The organism is Rhodocista pekingensis, from assembly GCF_042665545.1.
Lineage (GTDB): Bacteria > Pseudomonadota > Alphaproteobacteria > Azospirillales > Azospirillaceae > Rhodocista > Rhodocista pekingensis.
The window spans coordinates 64,379-89,756 of sequence record NZ_JBHTCM010000016.1 but is presented as its reverse complement, the minus strand read 5'-3'; the positions used below and the strand labels follow the sequence as shown (position 1 = coordinate 89,756).

Sequence of the window (25,378 nt, the reverse complement as noted above, 5' to 3'; positions counted from 1 at the left end):
TGGGGGGACTTATAGACGGTTGTGCCCGCGCGGCAAAGCGCGCCGGGCCGGGGCGGACGGGATCATCCGTCCTCCAGATGCAACAGCGCCGCCGCCCCCAGCATGACGCTGACCCCGGCCGGGGCCCAGGCCGCCAGCAGCACCGGGATGGTGCCGGACATGCCCAGGGCCAGGACGATGTCCTGCATCACGAACAGGAGGAGCGCCGCGGCAATGCCCAGCGCGATCAGGGTCAGGGCACCGCCGCGCCGGACCTGGCGCATGGCGAAGGCCGCAGCCAGCAGGATCATGGCGCAGAACAGGACCGGCTGCGCCAGCAGAGAATGCCAGTGCAGCCGGTGCCGGACCGACGACAGCCCCGTCGCCTCCAGCGTGGCGATGAAGCCCGGCAGCTCCCAGAAGGACAGGGTGTCGGGCGAGGCGAACGCCTCCTGGATCTTCTGTTCGGTCAGTTCCGTCGGCAGACGGTAGGCAGGCAGGAACTCCCCCACCCGGCCGGGCCGGTTGAACCAGGCGTCGCGCAGTTCCCAGAAGCCGTCGCGCAGGGTGGCCGAGGTCGCGTCGAACCGGCCGGACACCTGTCCGTCGCTTTCGTTCAGCAGCACCATCACCTGCCGCAGTTCCAGCGTGCCGGGCACGATCGCGTCGGCATGGATCAGGTAGGCCTGGGGCTCCCCGACCTGACGCAGCCAGATGCCCGACTCCGCCACGTCCAGCGAGGATTTCAGACCGCGGAGATAGCGGTTCTCCAACTGCTCGTAGCGGCCCAGCATGGCCGAGAAGACCGGGTTCAGCACGCCGACCATGGTCATGCCGATCAGAAGCGTGGCCGTCAGCACGGGTGCCATGAACTGCCAGACGGAGATGCCCGAGGCGCGCGCCACCACCAGTTCCTGCGTCCGGGTCAGACGCCAGAAGGTGTACATGCCCCCGAACAGCACGACGAAGGGCACGATCTCCTGCCCGATCTCGGGCAGCTTCAGCAGCCCCATGGTCAGCACGATCTGGAAGGTCGCGTCCGGCTTGTTGGCGGCGCGGCGCAGCAGCTCGACCGTGTCCAGCAGGTAGACGATCGCCAGCATGCCGCCCAGGATCGCCAGGAACCAGAGCACGAACTGCCGGCCGATATAGAGGGATAGGGTCGCGGACAGACGCATCCGGGTCACTCCGCCGGAACGGTGCGGGTCAGGCCCCGCCGGAGCGCCCGCCAGCGGACCATGTACCAGAGAGCGGCCACGGCGGGCAGCAGAACGACAGCATAGAGCAAGGGCGTCAGGACCGGGTTCTTGCCCACGAGATTGGAGATGCCGAGCACCGCGCTCTGCAACACCAGCGCCCCGACCGCTGCCAGGGCGATGCGGCGCCCCTGCCCGCGGCGGGAGAACTCGCCCGGCAGCAGCGCGGCCAGGCCGACCGCCGTGAAGGCCAAGGGCAGCAGCGGCGTCGCCAGCCGCGAATGCAGCTCGGCCCGCAGGCGGCCGACGAACTGGCGGTCCAGCGGATCATCGGTCAGGTTGACGAGGTCGCGCAGGCTGCGTTCCCGCGGCTCGATCCAGCGCGGCCCCAGCTCCTTGCGCAGCACCTGGAGGTCAACCGTGTAGCGGGCGAACTCCAGCCATTCCGTCCGGCCGTTGTCCTGGCGGAACTTGATCTGGGTGCCGTTGAAGACGACGACATGGGGGACGTCGTCCACCTCGACCAGCCGACCGCGCTCGGCGACCACGGTGGTGGCGACGCCGGGGCTGCGCAGGTCATGGATCAGCAGGCCCGACAGCGCCCCCTCGCGGCCGCGCTCGCGGACATAGACGGTCAGGCCGGAGCCGACATCGTTGAAGGTGCCCTCGCGCAGCAGCACGGCGGTGACGTCGCTGCGCACCGACTGCCGCAGCTGCACCAGCTCGCGCTGGGCCGCGGGGCCGGCGAACAGGGTCAGGGTGTAGCAGAGCACCGCCACGACGGACGCCAGGATGAGCGCCGGCCGGGCCAGCGCCATGGGGCTCAGCCCGGCGGCGCGCATCACCACCAGTTCGCTGTCCATGATCAGCCGGTTGTAGGTGAACAGCACCGCGGCCAGCAGCCCCAGCGGCAGGATCAGCGACAGAAAGGTCGGGAAGGTCAGCAGCGCAAGCCGGAAGAAGATCCCGAGCGAAGCGCCCCCCTCCACCACCATCTCCACCAGCCGCAGCGACTGGGTCAGCCAGATGGCGGCAGACAGGCCCGCCGTGACGAACACGGTGGCCACGGCCAGATTGCGCAGGAGGTATCGGTCGATCTGATTCATGGCTCCTGCGGGGACCGGCGTCGCGCCGGCGGGCGGAGGGTTCCGGTGGACGGCATCCGGGACGGATGACGGCCGCTCTATCCGACGATTGGGACGGCATCGTGGCGCGCCGGCTTCCCGCCGCCGCCGCCCCGGCCGGCGAGGCCGCTTCCCCGGGTCCTCTTGCTTGACACCGCTCGGAGGGTGTTCTTTATCGACTCCCACGGCATGAGACAACAGCGGGGCAAGCAGGTCCCCCATCCGGCCCGCCGCCCCCTCCCCGATCCGTTTCGAGAGGCATGATGAAGATCTCCTTTTCCCAGCTCGCCCTGCCGAAGTCCGGGGCGATCGCACTGACCGTCGCGCAGGACGCCAGGCTCGGACGCTTCGGCGCGGAACTGGACGAGCGGACCGGGGGCCTCATCACCCGCGCCATGCAGGCCGGGCGCTTCACCGGCAAGGCGGAGGAGACGCTGACGGTGCTGGCGCCCACCGGCGTCGAGGCCGGACGTATCCTGCTGGTCGGCATCGGCAACCCGGCCGACGCCACCCTGCTGACCGCGGAGAATGCCGGCGGCGCCGCGCTGGGCGCCCTGCTGACCTGCGGCGAGACGGAGGTGGCGATCGCCGTGGACGTGCATGACGGCCTGTCCATCGGCGCCGGTGAGATGGCGGCCGAGGCGGCGTTCGGCGCCGTGCTGCGCGGCTACCGCTTCGACCGGTATCGCACCAAGGAGCCGAAGGAGAAGAAGCCGTCGGTCCGCAAGGTGGCGGTGCTGAGCGACGAGCCGACCGTGGCCAAGAAGGCCTGGGCGCGGCTGGAGAAGGTCGCGGACGGCGTCTGCCTGACCCGCGACGTCGTCTCCGAGCCCGGCAACGTCATCTATCCGGAGAGTCTGGCCGAGCGCTGCCTGGCGCTGAAGGACCTCGGCGTCGAGGTCGAGGTGCTGGACGAGAAGAAGATGAAGAAGCTGGGCATGGGCGCCCTGCTGGGCGTCGGCCAGGGCAGCGCCCGGCCGCCGCGGCTGGTGATCATGCGCTGGAACGGTGCCGCCGACGCCAAGGAGGCGCCGGTCGCCTTCATCGGCAAGGGCATCACCTTCGATACCGGCGGCATCTCCATCAAGCCGGCGGCCGGCATGGAGGAGATGAAGTGGGACATGGCCGGCGCGGGCGCCGTGATCGGCCTGATGGCCGCGTTGGCCGGCCGCAAGGCCCGCGCCAACGTCGTCGGCGTCGTGGCGCTGGCGGAGAACATGCCCGACGGCAACGCGCAGCGGCCGGGTGACATCGTCACTTCGCTGTCCGGCCAGACCATCGAGGTGCTGAACACCGATGCCGAGGGCCGGCTGGTCCTGGCCGATGCCCTCTGGTACACGCAGGACCAGTTCAAGCCGAAGGCCATGATCGATCTGGCGACCCTGACCGGCGCCATCATCATCAGCCTGGGCCACGAGCATGCCGGCCTGTTCAGCAACAACGACGACCTTGCCGACAAGCTGTCCGGGGCCGGCCGCAAGGCGGGCGAGCTGCTCTGGCGCATGCCGCTGGCCGCGGCCTATGACAAGGACATCGACAGCGACGCTGCCGACATGAAGAACATCGGCTCGCCGGGCAAGGCCGGGTCGATCACCGCGGCCCAGTTCCTCCAGCGTTTCGTGAACGGCACGCCCTGGGCGCACCTGGACATCGCCGGCACGGCCTGGTCGAAGGCCGACAAGGCCGTCTGCGCCAAGGGGGCGACGGGCTTCGGCGTGCGCCTGCTGGACCGCTTCGTGGCCGAGAACTACGAGGTCTGAGAACTACGAGGCCTGATCCGGCGGCCGACGCCGCCGCGACGGGTATCCAGCGCATGGAGGGGCCGGAGCGATCCGGCCCCTTTTCCATGTCCGACTGCCCTGTGCCCGTCTGCTATGATCGCGCCATGACGGATGTCCGCTTCTATCACCTGACGCGCAAGACCCTGGAACAGAGCCTGCCGGAGCTTCTGGAGAAGACCCTGGAGCGCGGCTGGCGCGCCGTCGTGCTGGCCGCCAGCGAGGAGCGGGCGGAAGCGCTGGCGCAGCATCTCTGGACCTGGAAGCCGGACAGCTTCCTGCCGCACGGGACCGCCCGCGACGGCCATCCCGCGCGTCAGCCGGTGTTCCTCAGCGCGGCGGACGAACGGCCGAACGACGCCAATGTCCTGTTCCTGGTGGACGGGGCGGAAACCGCCCGCGCCCCGGAGTATGAGCGGGTCTGCGACCTGTTCGACGGCAACGATCCCGACGCCCTGGCCGCCGCACGGCAGCGCTGGCGCACCGCCAAGGCCGCCGGGCACGCGCTCCAGTACTGGCAGCAGGGGGACCGCGGCGGCTGGGAACAGAAGGCCTGAGGCCGGACGGACAGGCGGGCCGGCGGCGGAGCCGGCGCCCCGCCCCTCACTTCTGCGGTGCCGTCTCCGCCGGGCCGTCGCCCTGGTCACCCCGCTCCTGCCGGATACGGCGCCAGGCGGCGACGTTGCGGTTGTGCTGCTCCAGCGTCTCCGCGAAGGCATGGCCGCCGCTGCCGTCCGCGACGAAGTAGACGAACCCGTGCCGCGCCGGGTTCAGGGCGGCCGCCAGCGACTCCCGCCCTGGATTGGCGATGGGGCCGGGCGGCAGCCCGTCGATCACATAGGTGTTGTAGGCCGAGTCGTGCTGCCAGTCGGCGCGGGTCAGCAGCCGGTCCAGCACCCCCTTGCCCCCGGTCAGCCCGTAGATCACCGTCGGGTCGGACTGCAACCGCATCCCGGAACGCAGGCGGTTGACGAAGACGCCGGCGACCTTCGCCCGCTCCGCCGCCACGCCCGTCTCCTTCTCCACGATGGAGGCGAGGATCACCGCCTGCTGCGGCGTCTCCAGCGGCAGGTCCGGCGCCCGCGCCGCCCAGAGGTCGGCCAGCGTGCGCTCCATGGCGGACTGCATCCGGCGCAGCAGGTCGCCGCGGTCGTCGCCCCAGGAGAAGTGATAGGTTTCCGGCAGCAGGGTTCCCTCCGCCGGAGCGTCCGCGACCTCGCCGGCCAGCGCCGGCTCGGCACGCAGCAGTTCGACGATCTGGGCAGAGGTCAGCCCCTCCGGCACGGTCAGGCGCCGCACCACCGTCCGGCCGCTCTCCAGCAGCTCCAGCGCCCCCTGGAGGCTGATCCCGGCGGGGAAGGCGTATTCGCCCGCCTTCAGACGCCGCGCGGACTCGCGGTAGCGGGCGGCGGCCAGCACCTCCCACTCCGCCCGCACGACGCCCGCCGCGGCGAGCTGGCCGGCGATGGCCTGCACCCCGCTGCCGCGGGGGATCACCAGGGTGGTGTCCGCCGCCAGGGGGCCGGGCCCCGTATAGCGGTCCTGCACCCAGGACAGCAGCCCCGCCGCCAGCACCGCCAGCAGCAGAAGCAGCAACGCCGCCGCGGGCAGGACCCGGCGGCGGCGTTTCTCTGAAGGATCGGGCGTCACGCTCAAGCGACCGGCGCTCAATCGACCTGCTTGAAGACCAGCGAGGCGTTGGTGCCGCCGAAGCCGAAGGAGTTGGAGAGCGCGGCGCGGACCTTGCGCTGCTTCGCCTGCTTCGGCACCAGATCCGCGCCCTCCGTGCCCTCGGACGGGTTGTCGAGGTTGAGCGTGGGCGGCACGACCTGGTCGCGGATCGCCAGGACGGAGTAGATCGCCTCCACCGCGCCGGCGGCCCCCAGCAGGTGGCCGATGGCGGACTTGGTGGACGACATGGAGGCCCCGGCCAGATCGTTGCCGAACAGGCGGCGGACGGCCCCCAGCTCGATCATGTCGCCGACCGGCGTGGAGGTGCCGTGGGCGTTGATGTAGTCGATCCCGTCGATGCCGACGCCGGCGCGCTTCAGGGCCATCCGCATGGAGCGGAAGCCGCCGTTGCCATCCTCCGCCGGGGCGGTGATGTGGTAGGCGTCGCCCGACATGCCGTAGCCGATGACCTCGGCATAGATGGTGGCGCCGCGCTTCTTCGCGTGCTCGTACTCCTCCAGCACCACGACGCCGGAGCCCTCGCCCATGACGAAGCCGTCACGGTCGCGGTCATAGGGCCGGGAGGCCTGCTCGGGCGTGTCGTTGAAGCCGGTGGAGAGCGCCCGGGCGGCAGCGAAGCCGGCCATGCCCAGGCGGTTGACCGCCGCCTCGGCGCCGCCGGCGACCATGACGTCGGCGTCGTCCAGGGCGATCAGGCGGGCGGCGTCGCCGATGGCGTGCGCGCCCGTCGAGCAGGCCGTCACCACCGAGTGGTTGGGCCCCTTGAAGCCGTGGATGATGGAGACGTGGCCCGAGGCCAGATTGATCAGGGCCGAGGGGATGAAGAACGGCGACACGCGCCGCGCCCCCTTCTCGGCCAGCAGCAGAGACGTCTCGTAGATGGCCGGCAGGCCGCCGATACCGGAGCCGATCATCACGCCGGTGCGCTCGGCCTGCTCCTCGGTCTCGGCCTTCCAGCCGCTGTCCTTGATGGCCTCATCCGCCGCCGCGATGGCGAACTGGATGAAGTCGTCCATCTTCTTCTGTTCCTTGGGCGGAACATAGTCGTCGGGGTTGAAGAGGCCGTCGGCGGTGGCGCCGCGCGGCACCTGGCCCGCGATCTTCGCGGTGAGGTCCGAGACGTCGAAGCGGGTGATGGCCGAGATGCCGGACTGACCGTCCAGCAGCCGCGACCAGTTCTGCTTCACGCCCACGCCGAGGGGCGTGACGAGCCCCATACCGGTTATGACGACACGACGCATGGAGATGCCCACCCCTGGATCAGGATGCTTTTGTACGGGGGCGACCCGAAGACTCGTCGAGGCCAGCCGCGGCTGGCCCCGGCGTCGTCCGATCCGCTCAGGCCGCGGTCTTCTGATTGATGAAGTCGATCGCGTCCTTCACGGTCAGGATCTTCTCGGCCGCATCGTCCGGAATCTCGATCCCGAACTCCTCCTCGAAGGCCATGACCAGCTCGACGGTGTCGAGCGAGTCCGCACCCAGATCGTCGATGAAGCTGGCGCTCTCCGTCACCTTGGACTCTTCCACGCCCAGGTGCTCGACGACGATCTTCTTCACGCGCTCGGCGGTATCACTCATGTCTTTCGACCTTTCCAGGATCGTTTGGTGGCTAGGATTAAGGGACGTGGCTTGCGACGGACGGTCAAGGCCAGTCAAGTGCGGCGCCAGTCTTCAAAAAAGTGCCGTCAGATAGCACAGACGGCGGCCCGTTGACCAGCGCCGACGAACGGGCCGAAGCGAGCGGGCTCCGGTCAGATCATGGCCATGCCGCCGTTGATGTGCAACGTCTGCCCGGTGACATAGGCCGCCTCCTCGCTGGCGAGATAGACCACGCCGGCGGCGATCTCCTCCGGCGTGCCCAGCCGCCCGGACGGGATGCGGGTCTGCATCGCCTCCTTCTGGGCGTCCGTCAGCACGTCGGTCATCGCCGTCCGGATCATGCCCGGCGCGACGCAGTTGACCGTGATGTTGCGGCTGGCGACTTCCTGGGCAAGCGCCTTGGTCAGGCCGATCATGCCGGCCTTGGACGCGGCATAGTTCACCTGTCCCGGATTGCCGGTGACGCCGACGACGGAGGTGATGCCGACGATGCGCCCCCAGCGGCGCTTCATCATGCCCTTCACGACCGCGCGGGCGAGGCGGAAACCGGCCGTCAGATTGACGTCCAGCACCGTCTGCCAGTCCTCGTCCTTCATCCGCAGCACCAGCGTGTCGCGGGTCAGGCCAGCGTTGTTGACCAGGATGTCCACCTGCCCCAGCGCCGCCTCGGCGTCCTTGGCGAGCTGCTCGACCGCCGCGGGATCGGCCAGATTGGCCGGGACGATGCGGGTGCGCTCGCCCAGCTCGGCTGCCAGCGCCTCCAGCGAGGCCACCTTCGTGCCGTGCAGGGCGACGGTGGCGCCGCGCGCGTGCAGCGCCCGGGCGATGGCGGCGCCGATGCCGCCCGAAGCGCCGGTGACCAGGGCGGACTTGCCGGTCAGGTCGAACATGGGGGGTCTCCTCGCGGGTAGGCGGATCAGGCGTTCAGGAAGGTCTCGACGTCGGCCGAAGTGCCGACGGAGGTGGCGGCGATCTCCTTGTCGATGCGCTTGACGAGCCCGGCCAGCACCTTGCCCGCGCCCAGCTCGACCGCCTCGGTCACGCCCTGCTGCTTCATGTAGGTGACGCTCTCGCGCCAGCGGACCATGCCGGTGACCTGCTGCACCAGCAGCCCGCGGATCGCCTCCGGATCGGTCACCGCGGCGGCGGTCACGTTGGCGACCAGCGGCACGCGCGGCGCCTTCAGGGTGACGCCGGCCAGCGCCTCGGCCATGGCATCCGCCGCCGGCTGCATCAGCGGGCAGTGGAAGGGGGCGGACACCGGCAGCAGCACGGCGCGCTTGAAGCCGCGCTCGGCCGCCAGCCGGATGGCGCGCTCCACGGCGCCCTTGTGGCCGCTGACGACGACCTGTCCGGGGGCGTTGTCGTTGGCGGTGGTGCAGACCTCACCTTCCGCCGCCGCGGCCGCGATCTCCTGCGCCGCCTCCAGGTCGGCGCCCAGGATGGCGGCCATGGCGCCAACGCCGACCGGCACCGCCTTCTGCATGGACCGGCCGCGCAGCTTCAGCAGGCGCGCGGTGTCGGCGAGGCTCAGCGTTCCGGCGGCGCAGAGGGCGGAGTATTCGCCGAGCGAATGGCCGGCCACGAAGGCGGCCGACCGGGCCAGATCCACACCGCCGGCCTCCAGCACCCGCAGCACCGCGACGGACACGGCCATCAGCGCCGGCTGGGCATTCTCGGTCAGGGTGAGCTGGTCCTCCGGCCCCTCGAACATCAGGGCGGAGAGCTTCTGGCCCAGCGCCTCGTCCACCTCCTGGAAGGTGTGGCGGGCGATCTCGAAGGCGCCGGCAAGCTCGCGGCCCATGCCGACGGCCTGGCTGCCCTGTCCGGGGAAGACGAACGCGCGGGTCATCTGGCTTCCGTTCCTCTGGGTTTCCGGGGTCGGGCCCATGGCAGTTGCAGACGGGGCCGGTGCGCTGGCACCGGCCCTCGGTAAGTCGCGCCCTTGATAGCGTCTCGGACCGCCAAGTCAAGCCGCGTCGGCCGACACTGTCTCTTGTGCCCTGCGGCGATTTGTGTATAGTCGCCCGCTTCCGTAACCCCGCCGACGCCCGCCAAGCGCCGGCTAGGTCCGTGCGGCCGCAGGTTCCCCCGGTAACGGTCCGGAGCCGGGCGGCGGACCGTGAACAGCCAAGGGGAGTGACATGGCACTGTACGAGACGATCCTGATCGCGCGTCAGGACATCACCGCCTCGCAGGTGGAGGGTCTGACCGAGACCTTCACCGGCATTCTCAAGGAGAATGGCGGCGAGGTGAAGAAGGTGGAGCAGTGGGGTCTCAAGACCCTCACCTACCGGATCAAGAAGAACCGCAAGGCCCACTACGTCTACATCGGCCACGAGGCGCCGGCTGCCGCCGTCGCCGAGATGGAGCGCAACATGTCCATCAATGAGGACGTGCTGCGGTTCATGACCGTGAAGGTCGAGAAGATCGAAGAAGGCCAGACGGCCATGCTCACCAACAAGGGCGAGCGCAGCGAGCGCGGTCCCCGTGGTGGCTTCGGCGACCGTGGTCCGCGCCGCGACTTCGGCGACCGCGGCCCGCGCCGCGACTTCGGTGACCGGGGTCCGCGCCGCGACGGCGACGGTCCCCGCGCCGAGGGTGGCCGCAACGAAGGTGAAGGAGACCGCGCATGAACGCCGAACGTACCCCCGGCGCCGGCCCCCGTGGTGGTGGCGGCGGTCGCCGCCCCTTCTTCCGCCGTCGGAAGACCTGCCCCTTCTCCGGCCCCAACGCGCCGGCGATCGACTACAAGGACGTGAAGCTGCTGTCGCGCTTCATCTCCGAGCGGGGCAAGATCGTCCCGTCCCGCATCACCGCCGTGTCGGCCAAGAAGCAGCGTGAACTCGCGCGCGCCATCAAGCGCGCCCGTTTCCTCGCTCTCCTGCCGTACGTGGTGAAGTGAGCGGCTCTGGCAAAGGAGAACAGACATGGACGTGATCCTGCTGGAGCGGGTCGAGAAGCTGGGCCAGATGGGCCAGGTCGTGAAGGTGAAGCCCGGCTTCGCCCGTAACTTCCTGCTGCCGCAGAAGAAGGCCCTGCGCGCCACCAAGGAGAACCTCGCCTACTTCGAGACCCAGAAGGCCCGCCTTGAGGCGCGCAATCTGGAGCTTCGCAAGGAGGCCGAGCAGGTCGCCGGCTCGATGGGGAACGTCTCCGTCGTCATCACCCGGCAGTCGGGCGAGACGGGCCAGCTCTACGGCTCCGTTTCCTCGCGCGACATCGCCGACGCCCTGGCCGAGAAGCAGATCCAGGTCGAACGTCGTCAGGTCGCCATCGACCAGCCGATCAAGACCCTGGGCCTGTTCCCGGTCCGCATCGTGCTGCACCCGGAAGTCTTCGTGACGATCACCGTCAACGTCGCCCGGTCGGCCGACGAGGCCGAGTTGCAGGCGCAGCGCGGCGGCATGGTGACCGGCCTCCGCGAGGAGGACGAGGAGGAAGAGGTGGAGGAGACGGCCACGGAGGAAGGCGGCGAGGAAACCGCCGCCTGATCCAGGCCCGACCTCTGTCGAAAAGACGGCGCGCCCTCCCGGGGCGCGCCGTTTTCGTTCGGGCTACCCCTTCCGCGCCGGCTCCGGCCCGTGACAGCCGTTGATCCCCGCCGGACGGGTTCCCACCTGGAATCGCGGATGCGTGGCGAGCCTGCGTCCGCCGCTGACCGCTGCCGGCCGCGCATCCGTCGCAAGCCCGATGGACCGATGCCGGAGGTCGCCCGTGCTGCTCGCCCGTATGTTCGACGCCCTGATCGTCACCGGCCGCCTGACGCTGATCGATGCCGACGGCCGCCGCTGGGAGTTCGGTGACGGCGATACGCCGCCGGCATCCCCAGAAACCCATCCCCCCGCGCCCCATCCTGTCGTCCGCCTGCACGACCGCGCGCTGCACTGGAAGCTGGCGCTGAATCCGGGCCTGTACGCCGGCGAGGCCTACATGGACGGCACGCTGACCCTGGACCGGGGCGGCATCCACGATCTGATCGCGCTGGTCCTGCGCAATGCCGGCCGCGGCGGCTATGGCCGCTGGGATGCGCTGCGCGACCGTATCCGTCCCCTGCTGCGCTGGCTGCACCAGATCAATCCGGCGGCCCGCTCCCAACGCAACGTGGCCCACCACTACGACCTGTCGGAACAGCTCTACGCCCTCTTCCTCGACCCCGATCTCCAGTATTCCTGCGCCTACTTCACCGAGCCCGGCCTGAGCCTGGAGGAAGCGCAGGCGGCGAAGAAACGGCACATCGCCGCCAAGCTGCTGCTGCGTCCCGGCCAGCGCGTGCTGGACATCGGCTGCGGCTGGGGCGGGCTGGCGCTCCATCTCGCCCGCACGGCCGATCTGGAGGTGACGGGCGTGACGCTGTCGCGGGAGCAGCTTGCCGTCGCCCGCCGCCGGGCGGAGGAGGCCGGCCTGTCCGACCGGGTGCGCTTCGAGCTGGCGGACTACCGCCAGCTCAAGGGGCGCTTCGACCGCATCGTCTCGGTCGGCATGTTCGAGCATGTCGGCCTGCCGCACTACGGCACCTTCTTCCACACGGCCCGGCGGCTGCTGAGCGAGGACGGGGTGATGCTGCTGCATGCCATCGGCCGGCTGGAGGGGCCGGGCAGCACCAGCCCCTGGCTGCGCCGCTACATCTTCCCCGGTGGCTACTCCCCCGCCCTGTCGGAGGTGCTGCCGGCGATCGAACGCTCCGGCCTCTACCTCACCGACATGGAGATCCTGCGCCTGCACTATGCCGAGACGCTGCGCCACTGGCGGGAGCGGTTCCTGGCGAACCGGGAGCGGGCGGCGCGGCTCTACGACGAGCGGTTCTGCCGGATGTGGGAATTCTATCTGGCCGGCTGCGAAGGTGCCTTCCGCTACCAGGGCCACATGGTCTGGCAGGCACAGCTCGCCCGCCGCGTGGACGCGGTGCCGCTGACGCGCGACTATGTCCAGCGGACGGAGGCCGCGACGACCCGGGCCGCGGGCCTAGCCGCCTGAGGCAGTTGCAGCGCTTATCCACAATATTGTCCACCTGCTGTGCACGGTTTGCACGGGCGGTTTCCTGCGGACGGGTTAGTCTCCCGGGCCCGCCCGCTGTTACACTGGCACCATGGAAACCAGACTGCTCGATCCGCCCGCCGACGCCGGCGACCGGCACCTGTCCTACCGCGTCCCGCCCCACAACGAGGAGGCGGAACAGGCTCTGCTGGGCGCCATCCTGGTCAACAACAAGGCCTACGAGAAGGTCGGGGAGTTCCTCCGCCCCGAACACTTCTTCTTCCCCGAGAATCAGAAGATCTTCCGGGCCTGCGCGACCCTGGTCGACCGCGGCCAGGTGGCGAACCCGATCACGCTGAAGGCCTATTTCGAGCAGGACGCCGACATCCGGGAGATCGGCGGCACCGAGTATCTGGCGCGCCTCGCCGCGGCCATCGTCACGGTGCCGAACGCCGAGGATTACGGCCGCATCATCCACGAATCCTATCTCCGCCGGCAGCTCATCGAGGTCGGCGAGGAGATGGTGAACACCGCCTACAAGCACGAGCTGGACATCTCCGCCGGGGACCAGATCGAAGAGGCGGAGAAGAAGCTGTTCGAACTGGCGTCGTTCGGCGACGTGCGCGGCGACTTCATCCCGTTCGAGCGCGCCCTGGCCGCCGCGATCAACACGGCGGAAGCCGCCTTCCGCCGCTCCAGCCACGTCACCGGCGTGACCACGGGCCTGCGCGACATCGACATCAAGCTGGGCGGCCTGCATCCGTCAGACCTGCTGATCCTCGCCGGCCGCCCGTCCATGGGCAAGACCGCGCTGGCCACCAACATCGCCTTCAACTCGGCCAAGGCCTGGATGACCAGCGGCGGCAAGGAGGGGGCGCCGGTCGGCTTCTTCTCCCTGGAAATGAGCGCCGAGCAGCTCGCCATGCGTATCCTCGCCGACCAGGCGGAGGTGAGCGGCGACAAGATCCGCCGCGGCGAGATCGCGGCCAGCGACTTTCCGAAGTTCGTCGAGGCCAGCCAGTATCTCAGCCGCGTCCCCTTCTTCGTGGACGACACGCCGGCGCTCAGCATCTCCGCCGTGCGGACACGCTGCCGCCGGCTGAAGCGGACCCAGGGCCTCGGCCTCGTCGTGGTGGACTACCTCCAGCTTCTGCGCGGCAGCGGGTCCGCCCGCAGCGAGCAGAACCGCGTGCAGGAGATCTCCGAGATCACCCGCGGCCTCAAGGCCATCGCCAAGGAGCTGGACGTGCCGGTCCTGGCCCTGTCGCAGCTCTCCCGCTCGGTCGAGCAGCGCGAGGACAAGCGGCCCCAGCTTTCGGACCTGCGCGAGTCGGGCTCGATCGAGCAGGACGCGGACGTCGTGATGTTCGTCTTCCGCGAACAGTACTATCTGGAGCGCGCCGAGCCGTCCCGCCGTCCGGACGAGTCCGACGACAAGTACAACGACCGTTACCAGCGCTGGCAGGAGCGGCTGGGACAGGTCCACAACACCGCCGAAGTCATCATCGGCAAGCAGCGCCACGGCCCTGTCGGGACCGTGAAGCTGTACTTCGACGGCAACTTCACCCGCTTCGGCGATCTGGACACGCATCACAGCAACTACGATGACTGACCCGGTGATCCCGGCGCTGGACGGCGTTCCGTCCCGCGCCGGTGCCGTCCTGGCGATCGACCTGGGCGCGCTCGCGGCAAACTGGCGGGACCTCGCGGCCCGCGTCGCCCCCGCCGAATGCGGTGCCGTCGTCAAGGCCGACGCCTACGGCCTGGGCGCAGGCCCGGTGGCCCGCCGGCTCCTGTCGGAAGGGGCGCGCACCTTCTTCGTGGCGGATACGGAAGCCGGCATGGCGCTGCGCGCCGTGCTGCCGGAGCCGCGCATCGTCGTGCTGCACGGGGTGCCGCCCGGAGCGGCGCCTGACCTTGCCGCGGCCCGCCTGCTGCCGGCCCTGAACACGCCGGGCGACCTGGAGCGCTGGCGGGCGGAAGGGCAGCGGCGCGGCGCCCCCCTGCCCTGCTTCGTGCATATCGACACCGGCATGAACCGGCTGGGCCTGACGGCGGCGGAACTGGAGACCCTGGCCGGCGACGCCGACCGGCTGCTGGCCGGTGTCCGGGTCGAGAGCTGGATGAGCCATCTGGCCTGCGCCGACCATCCGGCCGATCCCATGACGAAGACCCAGCTCGGCCGCTTCCGTGCGGCGCTGGCCCGGCTTCCCGCGGCCCGCGCCAGCCTCGCCAACTCGGCAGGCATCTTCCACGGGCGCGACTATCACTTCGACCTGGTGCGGCCGGGCATCGCCCTGTACGGCCCGAACCCGGCCCCCTGGACGGAGAACCCGATGCGGCCCGTCGTGCGGGTCTTCGCCCGTATCCATCAGGTCCGGCCGGTATGGCCGGACGACACGGTGGGCTACGACGCCACGCACCGGATCGGGCGCCCCGGCCGCATCGCCGCCCTGGGCATGGGCTATGCCGACGGCTATCCCTGGTCGCTGTCCGGCCGCGGCGAGGTGCTGTTCGGCGGTGCTCACCGCGCGCCCCTGGTCGGCCGCGTCTCCATGGACCTGCTGACGGCCGACGTGACCGATGTGCCCGAGCGGTTCCTGGCCGAGGGCGGCTGGGCCGAGGTGATCGGCCCGCACCGGCCGGTGGACGCGGCGGCGGCGGAGGCCGGCACCATCGGTTACGAGGTGCTGACCCGGCTCGGCAGCCGTTACCACCGGGTCCATCTGGACGGTCCGGGCGGCTGACCGGAAGGGAAAGGCGGGCCGGACCGGCCGAATCGGCGCGGAGCGGGCGGAATCCGGCCCCCTGATATTGACACCCGCGGCTACGGCGATTAGCCGTACCCCGACTTCCCGGCAGACAGGGCACGACGGATGGGTTTCATCGCCGGTATCGGCCGCGCAACGCTGGTCTTCATGGAGGCGACGGGGCGTCTGGCCCTGTTCACCGCCATCGCCCTGTCGCACTGCCTTCGCCCGCCCTTCTATCTGCGGCACATCGGCCGGCAGATGATCGACATCGGCTACTATTCGCTGCCGGTGGTGGGGCTGACGGCGCTGTTCACCGGCATGGTGCTGGCGTTGCAGAGCTACAGCGGCTTCAGCCGCTTCGAGGCGGAGAGCGCCATCGCCACGGTGGTGGTGCTGTCCATCACCCGCGAGCTGGGACCCGTGCTGGCCGGCCTGATGGTGGCCGGCCGCATCGGCGCCGCCATGGCGGCCGAGCTGGGCACCATGCGGGTGACCGAACAGGTGGACGCGCTGACCACCCTGTCCACCAACCCGTTCAAGTATCTGGTGGTGCCGCGCCTGCTGGCCGGCACGCTGATGCTGCCGCTTCTGGTGCTGGTGGCCGACATCATCGGCGTCTTCGGCGGGTTCCTGGTCGGGGTCTACCGCCTGAACTTCAACGCCGGCGGCTACATCACCAGCACCTGGAAGTACCTGGAGGTGATGGACGTCGTCTCCGGCCTCGTGAAGGCGGGCGCCTTCGGCTTCGCCATCTCGCTGATGGGCTGCTACCACGGCTACCATTCGCGCGGCGGGGCGCAGGGCGTGGGTGCGGCGACGACCAACGCGGTCGTCTCCGCCTCCATCCTGATCCTGGTCCTGAACTATCTGCTCACGGGGATCTTCTTCTCATGACGGCGGCTGACCTGCGCGGGCCCGGCAACGGCGCCACCCCGAAGATCTCCCTGCGCGGCGTGAAGAAGCGCTTCGGGCCGAAGGTGGTGCTGGACGGCATCGACCTGGACATCGCCGCCGGTGAGTCCATCGTGATCATCGGCGGCTCCGGCACCGGCAAGTCGGTGCTGCTGAAGTGCATCCTGGGCATCCTCCAGCCCGACGAGGGCACCATCCTGATCGACGGGGAGGACACGACCCACGCCTCCGGCCGCGAGCGCGAGGCGGTGCTGCGCAAGTTCGGCATGCTGTTCCAGGGCGCCGCCCTGTTCGACAGCCTGCCCGTCTGGGAGAACGTCGCCTTCGGCCTGATCCAGGGGCAGCGGATGCCCCGCCGGGCCGCGAAGGAGCGGGCGGTCGCCACCCTGGGCGCCGTCGGCCTGGGGCCGGAGGTGGCCGATCTCTACCCGGCGGAGCTGTCCGGCGGCATGCAGAAGCGCGTCGGTCTCGCCCGCGCCATCGCCACCCGCCCGGAGGTCATCTTCTTCGACGAGCCGACGACGGGGCTGGACCCGATCATGGCCGACGTCATCAACGACCTGATCGTGAAGTGCGTGCGTGACCTGGGCGCCACCGCCCTGTCGATCACCCACGACATGGCCAGCGCGCGCAAGATCGCCGACCGCGTCGCCATGCTGTACCAGGGCCGCCTGATCTGGGTCGGCCCGGTGTCGGAGATCGACAATTCCGGCAACCCGCATGTGGACCAGTTCATCCACGGCCGCGCCGACGGCCCGATCCGGATGCAGATCCGCGCGTTCTGACGGCCCCCGGGCCGCTAGAGCCGGCCGCTCAGCGTCAGGTCGAGCGGTCCCAGCGTGACCGATCCCAGCGCCACCGGCTGATCCAGCCGGCCCTGGACCTGGAAGGCCCGGCTGGCCGGGGTGAAGCCGACGGAGACACCCCCCGGCGGACCGTCCGCGGTCGCCACCGCCAGGGTCACCGGCTGCTCCGGCGATGCCGGCACGCGCAGCGCCGCCGTCAGCGCCTGCCCCTTCACGGCGAAGCTCATGGTCATCGACCCGGTAAGGGAGAAGCGGCGGCCCCCGGCCGTCCCGGTCCCGCCCGGATCCCCCTGCCCGGCCTGACCGCCGCCGGCATCGGCAGCGCCGGCCGGGACAAGCGCGCCGCCCGCTCCCGACGTCGGGGCCGCGGAACCGGCCGGGGGCGTGACCTCGGCGGCATCGGGATCGTCGGTCATCGGCGGCTCCTGCTGGGACGGCCCTGCTGGGCATATGACCGGGATGCTAGGACCGGCAGGGAACCGGGTCAACACGTACCCGCCAAGGATGTGCAAGCCCCCACCGCCTGCGCCCCTGAAGGTCCGCGTATGTTGCAAACGTGTTATGATGCCTCTCCGAAGCATGGACGGCAGGGGCCATATCAGCGAAACACTCCCTGATCGGACATCTTGAGCCGCCCGCAGGAGCCCCGACGCCTTGGCCCGCGCCTCCACCCGCTTCGTCTGCCAGTCCTGCGGCGCCTCCTTTCCGAAATGGGGCGGGCGCTGTGACGCCTGCGGTGCGTGGAACACACTGGTCGAAGAGCAGGTGCCCGAGTCGGCGCCGAAGGGGCTGGGTCCCGCCCGGCATTCCGGCCGCCGCATCGAGTTCGTGGCGCTCTCCGGCGTCTCCAGCGATGCGCCGCGCCGGCTGACCCGCAATGCGGAGTTCGACCGGGTCTGCGGCGGCGGGCTGGTCCACGGTTCGGCCCTGCTGGTCGGCGGCGATCCCGGGATCGGCAAGTCCACCCTGCTGCTCCAGGTCTGCTGCACGTTGGCGGTGGGAGAGAAGGTCGCCTACATCTCCGGCGAGGAGGCGGTGGACCAGGTGCGCATGCGCGCCGCCCGCCTGGGCCTCGCCGCGGCCCCGGTGGAGCTGGCCGCCGCCACCAGCGTGCGCGACATCGTCGCCTCGCTGGACGCGGCGGACGGGCCGCGCGTCGCCGTGATCGATTCGATCCAGACCATGTATGTCGATACGCTGGACAGCGCCCCCGGCACGGTGGCGCAGGTGCGCGCCAGCGCGGCCGAACTGATCCGCGTCGCCAAGCGCCGCGGCATCACGCTGCTGATCGTCGGCCATGTCACCAAGGACGGCCAGATCGCCGGCCCGCGCGTGCTGGAGCACATGGTGGACACGGTGCTCTACTTCGAAGGGGAACGCGGCCACCAGTTCCGCATCCTGCGCGCGGTGAAGAACCGCTTCGGCCCGACCGACGAGATCGGCGTCTTCGAGATGGGCGAGGAAGGGCTGGTCGAAGTACCCAATCCGTCCGAGCTGTTCCTTGCCGACCGGCGGGGGGATATAACCGGGACAGCGGTGTTCGCGGGACTGGAGGGCAGCCGCCCCGTGCTGGTGGAGGTGCAGGCGCTGGTGGCGCCCTCACCCCTGGGCACGCCCCGCCGCGCCGTCGTCGGCTGGGATACCGCGCGGCTGGCGATGGTGCTGGCCGTGCTGGAAGCGCGCTGCGGTCTGGCGATCGGTGCCAACGACGTGTACCTCAACGTGGCGGGCGGTCTCCGGGTGACGGAGCCGGCCGCCGATCTGGCCGTGGCGGCGGCGCTCGTCTCCTCCATGACGGGGGAGCCGGTGCCGGCCGATACGGTGGTGTTCGGAGAAATCGGCCTGTCGGGGGAGATCCGGGCGGTGAGCCAGACCGACCAGAGGCTGAAGGAAGCGGCGAAACTGGGATTCGGACGGGCGCTGATGCCCACCCCCCGGCGGACGCGGTCCGGCGGGCGGGGGGATGACGGGCTGAAGCGCATCGAACTGGACCAGCTTGCCGACCTGCTGCCCCTGTTCCAGGCGTCGCAGCCCCCCGCACGGGCCCGGAGCTGACATGATGGACGGCAGCAGCCTCAACCCCGTGGACCTCGTCGTTCTCGCCGTGGTCCTGCTGTCCGCACTGCTGGCCTTCGCCCGCGGTTTCGTGCGCGAGGTGCTGTCGATCGCGGCCTGGATCGGCGCGGCGCTGGTCACCCTCTGGGGCTTCAACGCCGCCGCCCCCATCGCCCGTGCCTATGTCGAGCAGCGCTACCTCGCCGACATCGCCACCGGGCTCTCCCTCTTCACCCTGGCGCTGATCGCCTTCTCGATCCTGACGCACTCCCTGTCCGCGCGGGTGCAGGACAGTTCGCTGTCGGCCATCGACCGCTCCCTGGGCTTCGCCTTCGGCGTGGCGCGGGGAGCCGCGGTCGTCTGCCTCGCCTTCCTCTTCAGCACCTGGCTGTGGCGGCCGGAGGAGGAGCCGGAGTGGCTGCGCTCCGCCCGCACCCGCCCGATGCTCGCCAGCGGGGCGGAGATGCTGCGCACCCTGCTGCCGGTACGGCCGGGCGACGGGACGCCCCTGCCGGCGGCCCCCGACCGCGACATCGGCGTGCAGCGCGCGCTGGAGCTGGAGCGCCTGTCCAATCCCGTGCCGGCGGCCGGCCCCCCGGCCCCCGAGACCAGCCGCGGCTACAGCCAGCAGGAACGCGGCCAGCTCAATCAGTTGTTGGAGAACACAGGCGGACAGGAGGCCCCCCCGGATGGCCGCTGACCTCATGCCCCGCCCAGCCCACACCGACCCCGCGAAAGGCGCCCGGACGATGCTCACGACCAATCCCTTCGACCCCGAAATGCAGGACGGGGACAAGCTGCGCGAAGAGTGCGGCGTCTTCGGCATCCTGGGGCCGCAGGACGCCGCGGCGCTCGCGGCACTCGGCCTGCACGCGTTGCAGCACCGCGGGCAGGAGGCGGCCGGCATCGTCAGCCTCGACGGCGGGGTCTTCCACCAGCACCGCGCCCTGGGTCAGGTCGGCGACATCTTCGGCAGCGAGCCGGTGATGCGGAGCCTGCGCGGCAACGCCGCCATCGGCCATGTCCGCTATGCGACCACGGGTGAGACGGCGCTGCGCAACGTGCAGCCGCTGTTCGCGGAATTCGAGTTCGGCGGCTTCGCCGTGGGCCACAACGGCAACCTGACCAACGCGAACATGCTGCGCCGCCAGCTCGTCCGCCGCGGTTGCCTGTTCCAGTCCACCACCGATACCGAGGTCATCATCCATCTGATGGCGACCGCCCGCGGCGGCAACGTCATCGACCGGCTGGTGGAGGCGCTGCGCCAGATCGAGGGCGCCTACTCCCTGGTCTGCCTCGCCAAGGATCAGGTGATCGGCGTGCGCGATCCCCTGGGCGTGCGGCCGCTGGTGCTGGGCCGGCTGGGCGAGGCCCCGGTGCTGGCGAGCGAGTCCGTGGCGCTGGACATCATCGGTGCCGACTATGTCCGGGACATCGAGCCGGGCGAGATGGTCGTGCTCGACGAGACCGGCGTGCAGAGCTTCCGCCCCTTCCAGAAGGCGCCGTCGAAGTTCTGCATCTTCGAGTACATCTACTTCGCCCGCCCCGACAGTCTGGTGGAGGGGCTGTCCGTCTATCAGGTGCGCAAGCGGATCGGTGCCGAGCTGGCCGCCGAGAGCCATGTGGACGCCGACCTGATCATCCCGGTGCCGGATTCCGGCGTGCCGGCGGCGCTGGGCTATGCCGAGCAGAGCGGCATCCCCTTCGACCTGGGCATCGTGCGCAACCACTATGTCGGCCGCACCTTCATCCAGCCGACGGACAAGATCCGCCGCCTGGGCGTGAAGCTGAAGCACAACGCGAACCGCCACCACATCGCCGGCAAGCGGGTCGTGCTGGTGGACGATTCCATCGTGCGCGGCACGACCTCGGTGAAGATCGTGGAGATGATGCGCGACGCCGGGGCGAAGGAGGTCCACATGCGCATCTCCAGCCCGCCGACCAGCCACTCCTGCTTCTACGGCATCGACACGCCGGAGAAGGAGAAGCTGCTTGCGCACAAGCACTCGGTCGAGGAGATGCGGCAATTCATCAATGCCGACAGTCTCGCCTTCATCAGCCTTGACGGCCTATACAAGGCTCTGGGCCATGCCGCGCGGAACGGCGCCAATGCGCAGTACTGCGACGCCTGCTTCACCGGTGACTATCCGATCCCGCTGACGGATTACGAGGCCAGCCCGGTGCCGCTGTTCGCGGAACGGCGGGCCTGACCCGCCGGAGGGGCGCCCCGCCCGGGGAAGCCCCTCCTCCGGCCGCTGCACGGCCACACCGACCCGACGAACCGCCAGCCAGGCAGGAACCATGACCGAACAGTCCCCCACCGGCCGCCTTGCCGGTCGCATCGCCCTGATCACAGGCGCCTCGCGCGGCATCGGGGCCGCCGTTGCCGAGCGCTTCGCCGCCGAGGGGGCGCATGTCGTCCTGGTCGCCCGCACCCAGGGCGCGCTGGAGGAACTGGACGACCGCATCCGGGCCGCCGGCGGCACGGCGACCCTGATCCCGCAGGACCTCGCCGACCTGGAGAAGCTGGACGTCATCGGCCCGGCCCTGTTCGAGAAGTTCGGCCGGCTGGACATCTTCGTCGCCAATGCGGCCCAGCTCGGCTTCCACGGTCCGCTGGGCCATGCCGCACCGAAGGACTGGGACAAGACCTTCACGGTCAATGTCACCGCCAACCATCGGCTGATCCGCACGCTGGACCCGCTGCTGCGCGCCTCCGACGCGGGGCGCGCCATCCTGGTGACGGACCGCGTCGGGCACGTTCCCGCGGCCTACTGGAACGCCTATGCGGCGTCGAAGGCGGCGGTGGAGATGATGGGGCGCCTGTGGGCGGCGGAGACGCTGCGCACCAACCTGCGGGTCAACCTGCTGGACCCCGGCCCCGTCGCCACCGCCCTGCGCGGCAAGGCCTTCCCGGGGGAGGAGCCGGCCTCGCAGCGGCAGCCGGCCGACGTGGCCGCTGCCTTCGTCGATCTGGCACTCCCCGGCTGCACCCGGCATGGCGAACTGGTGACCCTCTGCTGATCCGGGACGCGGCCGACGGACGGCGGTCGCATATCTGATCTGTCCCGGACTCATGCCTCAGACCCGGCTGTCGGGTCGGAAATGCAAGCAGGCGTGACCGCCGTCACAGATCGGGGGGCGGGGGTATCCTAGGGTGGGGTCGTTGGTTCCTCGCACTTGGGACGGACGGCACTCCCCCCCTCCCCACTGCCCGCCTGTCCGATCCCATAGGGCCCGCCGTTTCCCCGACGGCGGGCCCACCTCTTTCCGGGGTTCCCATCCTCCCGTTCCCGCCTGTGCAAGAGCCGTCCGCCCTGCGGTCAGGCGCGGGAGCGTTCCCCGGCACGCTTTCCAGGCGGTATCTCCGTAAGGCAGCATGTTTCCAAACAGGGGCCGGGACAACCGGCCACCGGACCGGGAGGAAACATGTTCGACTACGTCGTCGTCGGCGGTGGCTCCGCCGGGTGCGTCATGGCATCCCGGCTGTCGGAAGACAGGGACGTGAAGGTCTGCCTCCTGGAGGCCGGCCCCCCGGACAGGAGCATGGCGATCCATGTGCCCGCGGGCATGGTCGCCATGATGCGCAGCAAGGACCTCAACTGGAACTACTCGACGGAGCCGCAGAAGCATCTCGGCGGCCGCCGGCTCTACTGGCCGCGCGGCAAGACGCTGGGCGGCTCCAGCGCCTGCAACGCGATGATCTACATCCGGGGTCACGCGGGCGACTATGACGAGTGGGCCGAGCTGGGCTGTCCCGGCTGGGACTACGCCTCGCTGCTGCCGATGTTCCGCCGGGCGGAGAACAACGAGCGCGGCGGCGACGACCGGCACGGCACCGGCGGCCCCCTGAACGTGGCCGATCTGCGCTACACCAACCCGCTGGCCGAGATGTTCCTGCGCTCCGCCGAGGCGCTGGGCTACCGGCGCAACGACGATTTCAACGGTCCCGACCAGGAGGGCTTCGGCTACTATCAGGTGACGCAGAAGGGCGGCGAGCGGTGCAGCGCCGCCCGCGCCTACCTGCCGCCGGAGGTGCGCGCCCGCCCCAACCTGACCATCGTCACCGGCGCCCACGCCACCCGTCTGGTGGTGGAGAACGGCCGCGTCGTGGCGGTGGAGTATGTGCGCGACGGCGTGCCCGGCAATGCCATGGCCTATACGGAGGTGATCCTCAGCTCCGGGGCGCTGAACACGCCCCATCTGATGCTGTTGTCAGGCATCGGACCGGGCGACGAGATCCACCGGCACGGGCTGAAGGTGGTGCATGAGCTGCCGGGGGTCGGCCGCAATCTCCAGGACCATCTGGACATCCGACCGATGTACCGGGACGGCAGCCGGCATTCCTTCTCCTGGAAGCTGTCGGCCCTGCCCCGGAATCTGGTGGAGATCGTCCGCTACATGACCAGCCGGCAGGGGATGCTGACGAGCAACTTCGCGGAATCCGGCGGCTTCGTGAAAAGCGACCCGTCGCTGGAGCGGCCGGACCTCCAGTTCCACTTCCTCGCCTGCATCGTCGAGGACCACGGCCGCACCTATGTCACCGAGCACGGCTTCTCCCTGCATGTCTGCCAGCTCCGCCCGACCAGCCGCGGGCATGTCGGGCTGCGTTCGGCCAACCCGCTGGTCGCGCCGCTGCTGGACCCGAACTATCTGGCGACGGAAGAGGACCGCGCCGCCCTGCGCATCGGGCTGAAGCTGGCGCGGGAGATCGCCAATACCGGCCCGCTGGCCGCCGCCAACGTGGGGGAGATCGTACCGGGAGCGGACGTCACCTCTCCGGAGGCGATCGACGAAGCCATCCGCCAGCATTCGGAGACGGTCTACCACCCGGTCGGCACCTGCCGCATGGGCACCGACCCGATGGCGGTGGTGGACCCGCAACTGCGGGTCCACGGGCTGGACGGGCTGCGGGTGGTGGATGCCTCGATCATGCCGCGGCTGGTCGGCGGCAACACGAACGCCCCCACCATCATGATCGCGGAGAAGGCGGCCGACCTGATCCGCGGCCGGCGCAACCTGCGGCCGGGCGACCTCCAGGCGGCGGAATAGGAACCCGGCCAGGAACAGCGGCGGCGAGGCCGTCGCCGGTCAGTCCTTGCGGTCCGGGGCCTCCGGGTCGGGCGCCTTCGTCCGCATCGTGACGAACTCCTCCGCCGCCGTCGGGTGCAGCCCGATGGTGCGGTCGAAGACCTGTTTGGTGGCGCCGGCATTCATGGCGACGGCGACGCCCTGGATCATCTCCGGCGTGTCGGCGCCGACCATGTGGCAGCCGACCACCCGCTGACTGGCGCGGTCCACCACCAGCTTCATCAAGGTGCGCTGGTCGCGGCCGCTGAGCTGGTGGCGCATCGGCTTGAAGGTGGTGCGGTAGATGTCCACCGCCCCCAGCCGCTGCCGCGCCTCCTCTTCCGTCAGGCCGCAGGTCGCCACCGGCGGGATGCTGAAGACGGCGGTCGGGATGTTGTCGTAGCAGACATCGCGCGGATTGCCGCCGAACAGGGTATCGGCCAGGGCGTGGCCCTCGGCGATGGCGACGGGGGTCAGGTTCACCCGGTTGGTCACGTCGCCGAGCGCATAGATGCTCGGCACGCTGGTGCGGTATCCCCCGTCCACGATGACGGCTCCGGCCGCATCCAGGGCGACGCCCGCCTCCTCCAGCCCGATGCCCCGGCTCATCGGCCGCCGGCCGATGGCATAGACCACGGCGTCGCATTCGATGGAGCGGCCGTCGGACAGCTCCGCCATCAGGCAGTCGCCCGCCTTCTCGATCCGCTTGATGACCGTGTTGAGCCGCAGGTCGATGCCGCTCTTGACCAGTTCCTCGGTCAGGAACTCGCGCACGTCGCGGTCGAAGCCGCGCAGGATCTGCTTGCCACGGTAGAGCTGCCTGACCTTCGCGCCCAGCCCGTTGAACATGCAGGCGAATTCGGTGGCGATGTAGCCGCCGCCGGCGACCACGACGCGCTCCGGGAAGCGCTCCAGGTGGAACACCTCGTTGGAGGTGATGCCGTACTCCCGCGCTCCCGGCTCGTCGGGCAGTTCCGGCCAGCCGCCGGTGGCGATCAGGATGCGCTCGGCCGTCACCCGCTGACCGGCCACCTCCACCGTATGCGGGTCCACGACCCTGGCCCGTCCCTCGAACAGGGTCACCCCCGCCCCCTCCAGCAGCCGGCGGTAGATGCCGTTCAACCGTGCGATCTCCGTGTCCTTCGCGGCGATCAGGCGGGACCAGTCGTGCGTCCGCCCGCCCACGGCCCAGCCGTAGCCGGCTGCATCCTCCATGTCGTGGGCGTACTGGGCGGCATAGACCAGCAGCTTCTTCGGCACGCAGCCGACATTGACGCAGGTGCCGCCGAGCCGGCCCTCCTCGGCCAGCCCGACCCGGGCGCCGTGCTGGCTGGCGATACGGGCGGCGCGGACACCGCCGGAACCGCCGCCGATGGTGAACAGGTCGAAATCGTAGGCTGGCACCGCCGTCCTCCCTCTACTGCCCGGATCGTCATC

At 70.2% G+C, this 25,378-nt stretch carries 24 protein-coding genes; 15 read left to right on the top strand and 9 right to left on the bottom strand.

Annotation, left to right across the window (positions count from 1 at the left end):
- Window positions 1-62: 62 nt before the first annotated feature.
- The gene (gene lptG / locus ACFQPS_RS15150; protein WP_377360057.1) at window positions 63-1,157 is read right to left on the bottom strand and encodes an LPS export ABC transporter permease LptG; all 1,095 of its coding nucleotides are present in this window, start codon (window positions 1,155-1,157) and stop codon (window positions 63-65) included.
- Between the two features lie 5 nt (window positions 1,158-1,162).
- Window positions 1,163-2,281, bottom strand: a complete 1,119-nt coding sequence (gene lptF / locus ACFQPS_RS15145) for an LPS export ABC transporter permease LptF (RefSeq protein ID WP_377360056.1) — start codon at window positions 2,279-2,281, stop codon at window positions 1,163-1,165.
- A 281-nt stretch (window positions 2,282-2,562) separates the two neighbouring features.
- Here lptF and ACFQPS_RS15140 point away from each other — a divergent pair, with 281 nt between their 5' ends.
- A complete protein-coding gene (locus ACFQPS_RS15140; protein ID WP_377360084.1) occupies window positions 2,563-4,059 on the top strand; it encodes a leucyl aminopeptidase in 1,497 nt (498 codons plus the stop codon).
- A 125-nt stretch (window positions 4,060-4,184) separates the two neighbouring features.
- Window positions 4,185-4,634 (top strand): DNA polymerase III subunit chi, encoded by a 450-nt coding sequence (locus tag ACFQPS_RS15135; protein WP_377360083.1) that lies wholly within the window; start codon window positions 4,185-4,187, stop codon window positions 4,632-4,634.
- A 46-nt stretch (window positions 4,635-4,680) separates the two neighbouring features.
- Here ACFQPS_RS15135 and mltG read toward each other — a convergent pair whose 3' ends face one another.
- The 5 genes from mltG to fabD form a co-directional block, all read right to left on the bottom strand.
- Window positions 4,681-5,733 (bottom strand): endolytic transglycosylase MltG, encoded by a 1,053-nt coding sequence (gene mltG / locus ACFQPS_RS15130; RefSeq protein WP_377360055.1) that lies wholly within the window; start codon window positions 5,731-5,733, stop codon window positions 4,681-4,683.
- Between the two features lie 11 nt (window positions 5,734-5,744).
- Window positions 5,745-7,010 (bottom strand): beta-ketoacyl-ACP synthase II, encoded by a 1,266-nt coding sequence (gene fabF / locus ACFQPS_RS15125; RefSeq protein ID WP_377360054.1) that lies wholly within the window; start codon window positions 7,008-7,010, stop codon window positions 5,745-5,747.
- A gap of 97 nt (window positions 7,011-7,107) precedes the next feature.
- A complete protein-coding gene (locus ACFQPS_RS15120) occupies window positions 7,108-7,347 on the bottom strand; it encodes an acyl carrier protein (protein WP_377360053.1) in 240 nt (79 codons plus the stop codon).
- 173 nt (window positions 7,348-7,520) lie between these two features.
- Entirely contained in the window at window positions 7,521-8,258 is a 738-nt protein-coding gene (gene fabG, locus ACFQPS_RS15115) for a 3-oxoacyl-[acyl-carrier-protein] reductase (RefSeq protein ID WP_377360052.1), read from the bottom strand.
- 26 nt (window positions 8,259-8,284) lie between these two features.
- On the bottom strand, window positions 8,285-9,220 hold the full coding sequence (gene fabD, locus ACFQPS_RS15110) for an ACP S-malonyltransferase (RefSeq protein ID WP_377360051.1): 936 nt from the start codon (window positions 9,218-9,220) through the stop codon (window positions 8,285-8,287).
- A gap of 292 nt (window positions 9,221-9,512) precedes the next feature.
- Between fabD and rpsF the strand changes: the two genes are divergently transcribed.
- The 8 genes from rpsF to ACFQPS_RS15070 all read left to right on the top strand — a co-directional run bounded on the left by rpsF (window position 9,513) and on the right by ACFQPS_RS15070 (window position 16,795).
- Complete coding sequence (rpsF, locus tag ACFQPS_RS15105) at window positions 9,513-10,004, top strand: 30S ribosomal protein S6 (RefSeq protein WP_012566761.1); 492 nt, start codon at window positions 9,513-9,515, stop codon at window positions 10,002-10,004.
- On the top strand, window positions 10,001-10,273 hold the full coding sequence (rpsR, locus tag ACFQPS_RS15100) for a 30S ribosomal protein S18 (protein WP_377360050.1): 273 nt from the start codon (window positions 10,001-10,003) through the stop codon (window positions 10,271-10,273). The genes rpsF and rpsR overlap by 4 nt, the downstream gene beginning before the upstream one ends.
- Before the next feature lie 25 nt (window positions 10,274-10,298).
- Window positions 10,299-10,862: a 50S ribosomal protein L9 gene (rplI, locus tag ACFQPS_RS15095; RefSeq protein WP_012566763.1), complete on the top strand. Its 564-nt coding sequence runs from the start codon at window positions 10,299-10,301 to the stop codon at window positions 10,860-10,862.
- A gap of 223 nt (window positions 10,863-11,085) precedes the next feature.
- Window positions 11,086-12,345 carry a class I SAM-dependent methyltransferase gene (locus ACFQPS_RS15090; RefSeq protein ID WP_377360049.1) on the top strand — a complete coding sequence of 420 codons (1,260 nt, stop codon included), beginning with the start codon at window positions 11,086-11,088 and terminating at the stop codon, window positions 12,343-12,345.
- Window positions 12,346-12,457: 112 nt separating this feature from the next.
- A complete protein-coding gene (locus tag ACFQPS_RS15085) occupies window positions 12,458-13,957 on the top strand; it encodes a replicative DNA helicase (RefSeq protein ID WP_377360048.1) in 1,500 nt (499 codons plus the stop codon).
- On the top strand, window positions 13,950-15,092 hold the full coding sequence (alr, locus tag ACFQPS_RS15080) for an alanine racemase (RefSeq protein ID WP_377360047.1): 1,143 nt from the start codon (window positions 13,950-13,952) through the stop codon (window positions 15,090-15,092). The genes ACFQPS_RS15085 and alr overlap by 8 nt, the downstream gene beginning before the upstream one ends.
- A 129-nt stretch (window positions 15,093-15,221) precedes the next feature.
- Complete coding sequence (locus ACFQPS_RS15075; RefSeq protein ID WP_012566767.1) at window positions 15,222-15,992, top strand: MlaE family ABC transporter permease; 771 nt, start codon at window positions 15,222-15,224, stop codon at window positions 15,990-15,992.
- Window positions 15,989-16,795, top strand: coding sequence for an ABC transporter ATP-binding protein (locus tag ACFQPS_RS15070; protein ID WP_377360046.1), 807 nt, complete (start codon window positions 15,989-15,991; stop codon window positions 16,793-16,795). Before ACFQPS_RS15075 ends, ACFQPS_RS15070 begins: the two co-directional genes overlap by 4 nt.
- Window positions 16,796-16,809: 14 nt before the next feature.
- Here ACFQPS_RS15070 and ACFQPS_RS15065 read toward each other — a convergent pair whose 3' ends face one another.
- The gene (locus ACFQPS_RS15065; RefSeq protein ID WP_377360045.1) at window positions 16,810-17,232 is read right to left on the bottom strand and encodes a hypothetical protein; all 423 of its coding nucleotides are present in this window, start codon (window positions 17,230-17,232) and stop codon (window positions 16,810-16,812) included.
- Window positions 17,233-17,470: 238 nt separating this feature from the next.
- Between ACFQPS_RS15065 and radA the strand changes: the two genes are divergently transcribed.
- From radA to ACFQPS_RS15040, 5 genes are all read left to right on the top strand, one after another.
- Window positions 17,471-18,871, top strand: coding sequence for a DNA repair protein RadA (radA, locus tag ACFQPS_RS15060; protein WP_377360044.1), 1,401 nt, complete (start codon window positions 17,471-17,473; stop codon window positions 18,869-18,871).
- A 1-nt stretch (window position 18,872) separates the two neighbouring features.
- The gene (locus ACFQPS_RS15055) at window positions 18,873-19,571 is read left to right on the top strand and encodes a CvpA family protein (protein WP_377360043.1); all 699 of its coding nucleotides are present in this window, start codon (window positions 18,873-18,875) and stop codon (window positions 19,569-19,571) included.
- A 49-nt stretch (window positions 19,572-19,620) separates the two neighbouring features.
- Window positions 19,621-21,081, top strand: a complete 1,461-nt coding sequence (purF, locus tag ACFQPS_RS15050) for an amidophosphoribosyltransferase (RefSeq protein WP_377360042.1) — start codon at window positions 19,621-19,623, stop codon at window positions 21,079-21,081.
- A 91-nt stretch (window positions 21,082-21,172) separates the two neighbouring features.
- Window positions 21,173-21,895: an SDR family NAD(P)-dependent oxidoreductase gene (locus tag ACFQPS_RS15045; protein ID WP_377360041.1), complete on the top strand. Its 723-nt coding sequence runs from the start codon at window positions 21,173-21,175 to the stop codon at window positions 21,893-21,895.
- Window positions 21,896-22,300: 405 nt separating this feature from the next.
- Window positions 22,301-23,923 (top strand): GMC family oxidoreductase, encoded by a 1,623-nt coding sequence (locus ACFQPS_RS15040; RefSeq protein WP_377360040.1) that lies wholly within the window; start codon window positions 22,301-22,303, stop codon window positions 23,921-23,923.
- 39 nt (window positions 23,924-23,962) lie between these two features.
- Here ACFQPS_RS15040 and gor read toward each other — a convergent pair whose 3' ends face one another.
- Window positions 23,963-25,345, bottom strand: coding sequence for a glutathione-disulfide reductase (gene gor / locus ACFQPS_RS15035; protein ID WP_377360039.1), 1,383 nt, complete (start codon window positions 25,343-25,345; stop codon window positions 23,963-23,965).
- Window positions 25,346-25,378 lie beyond the last annotated feature (33 nt).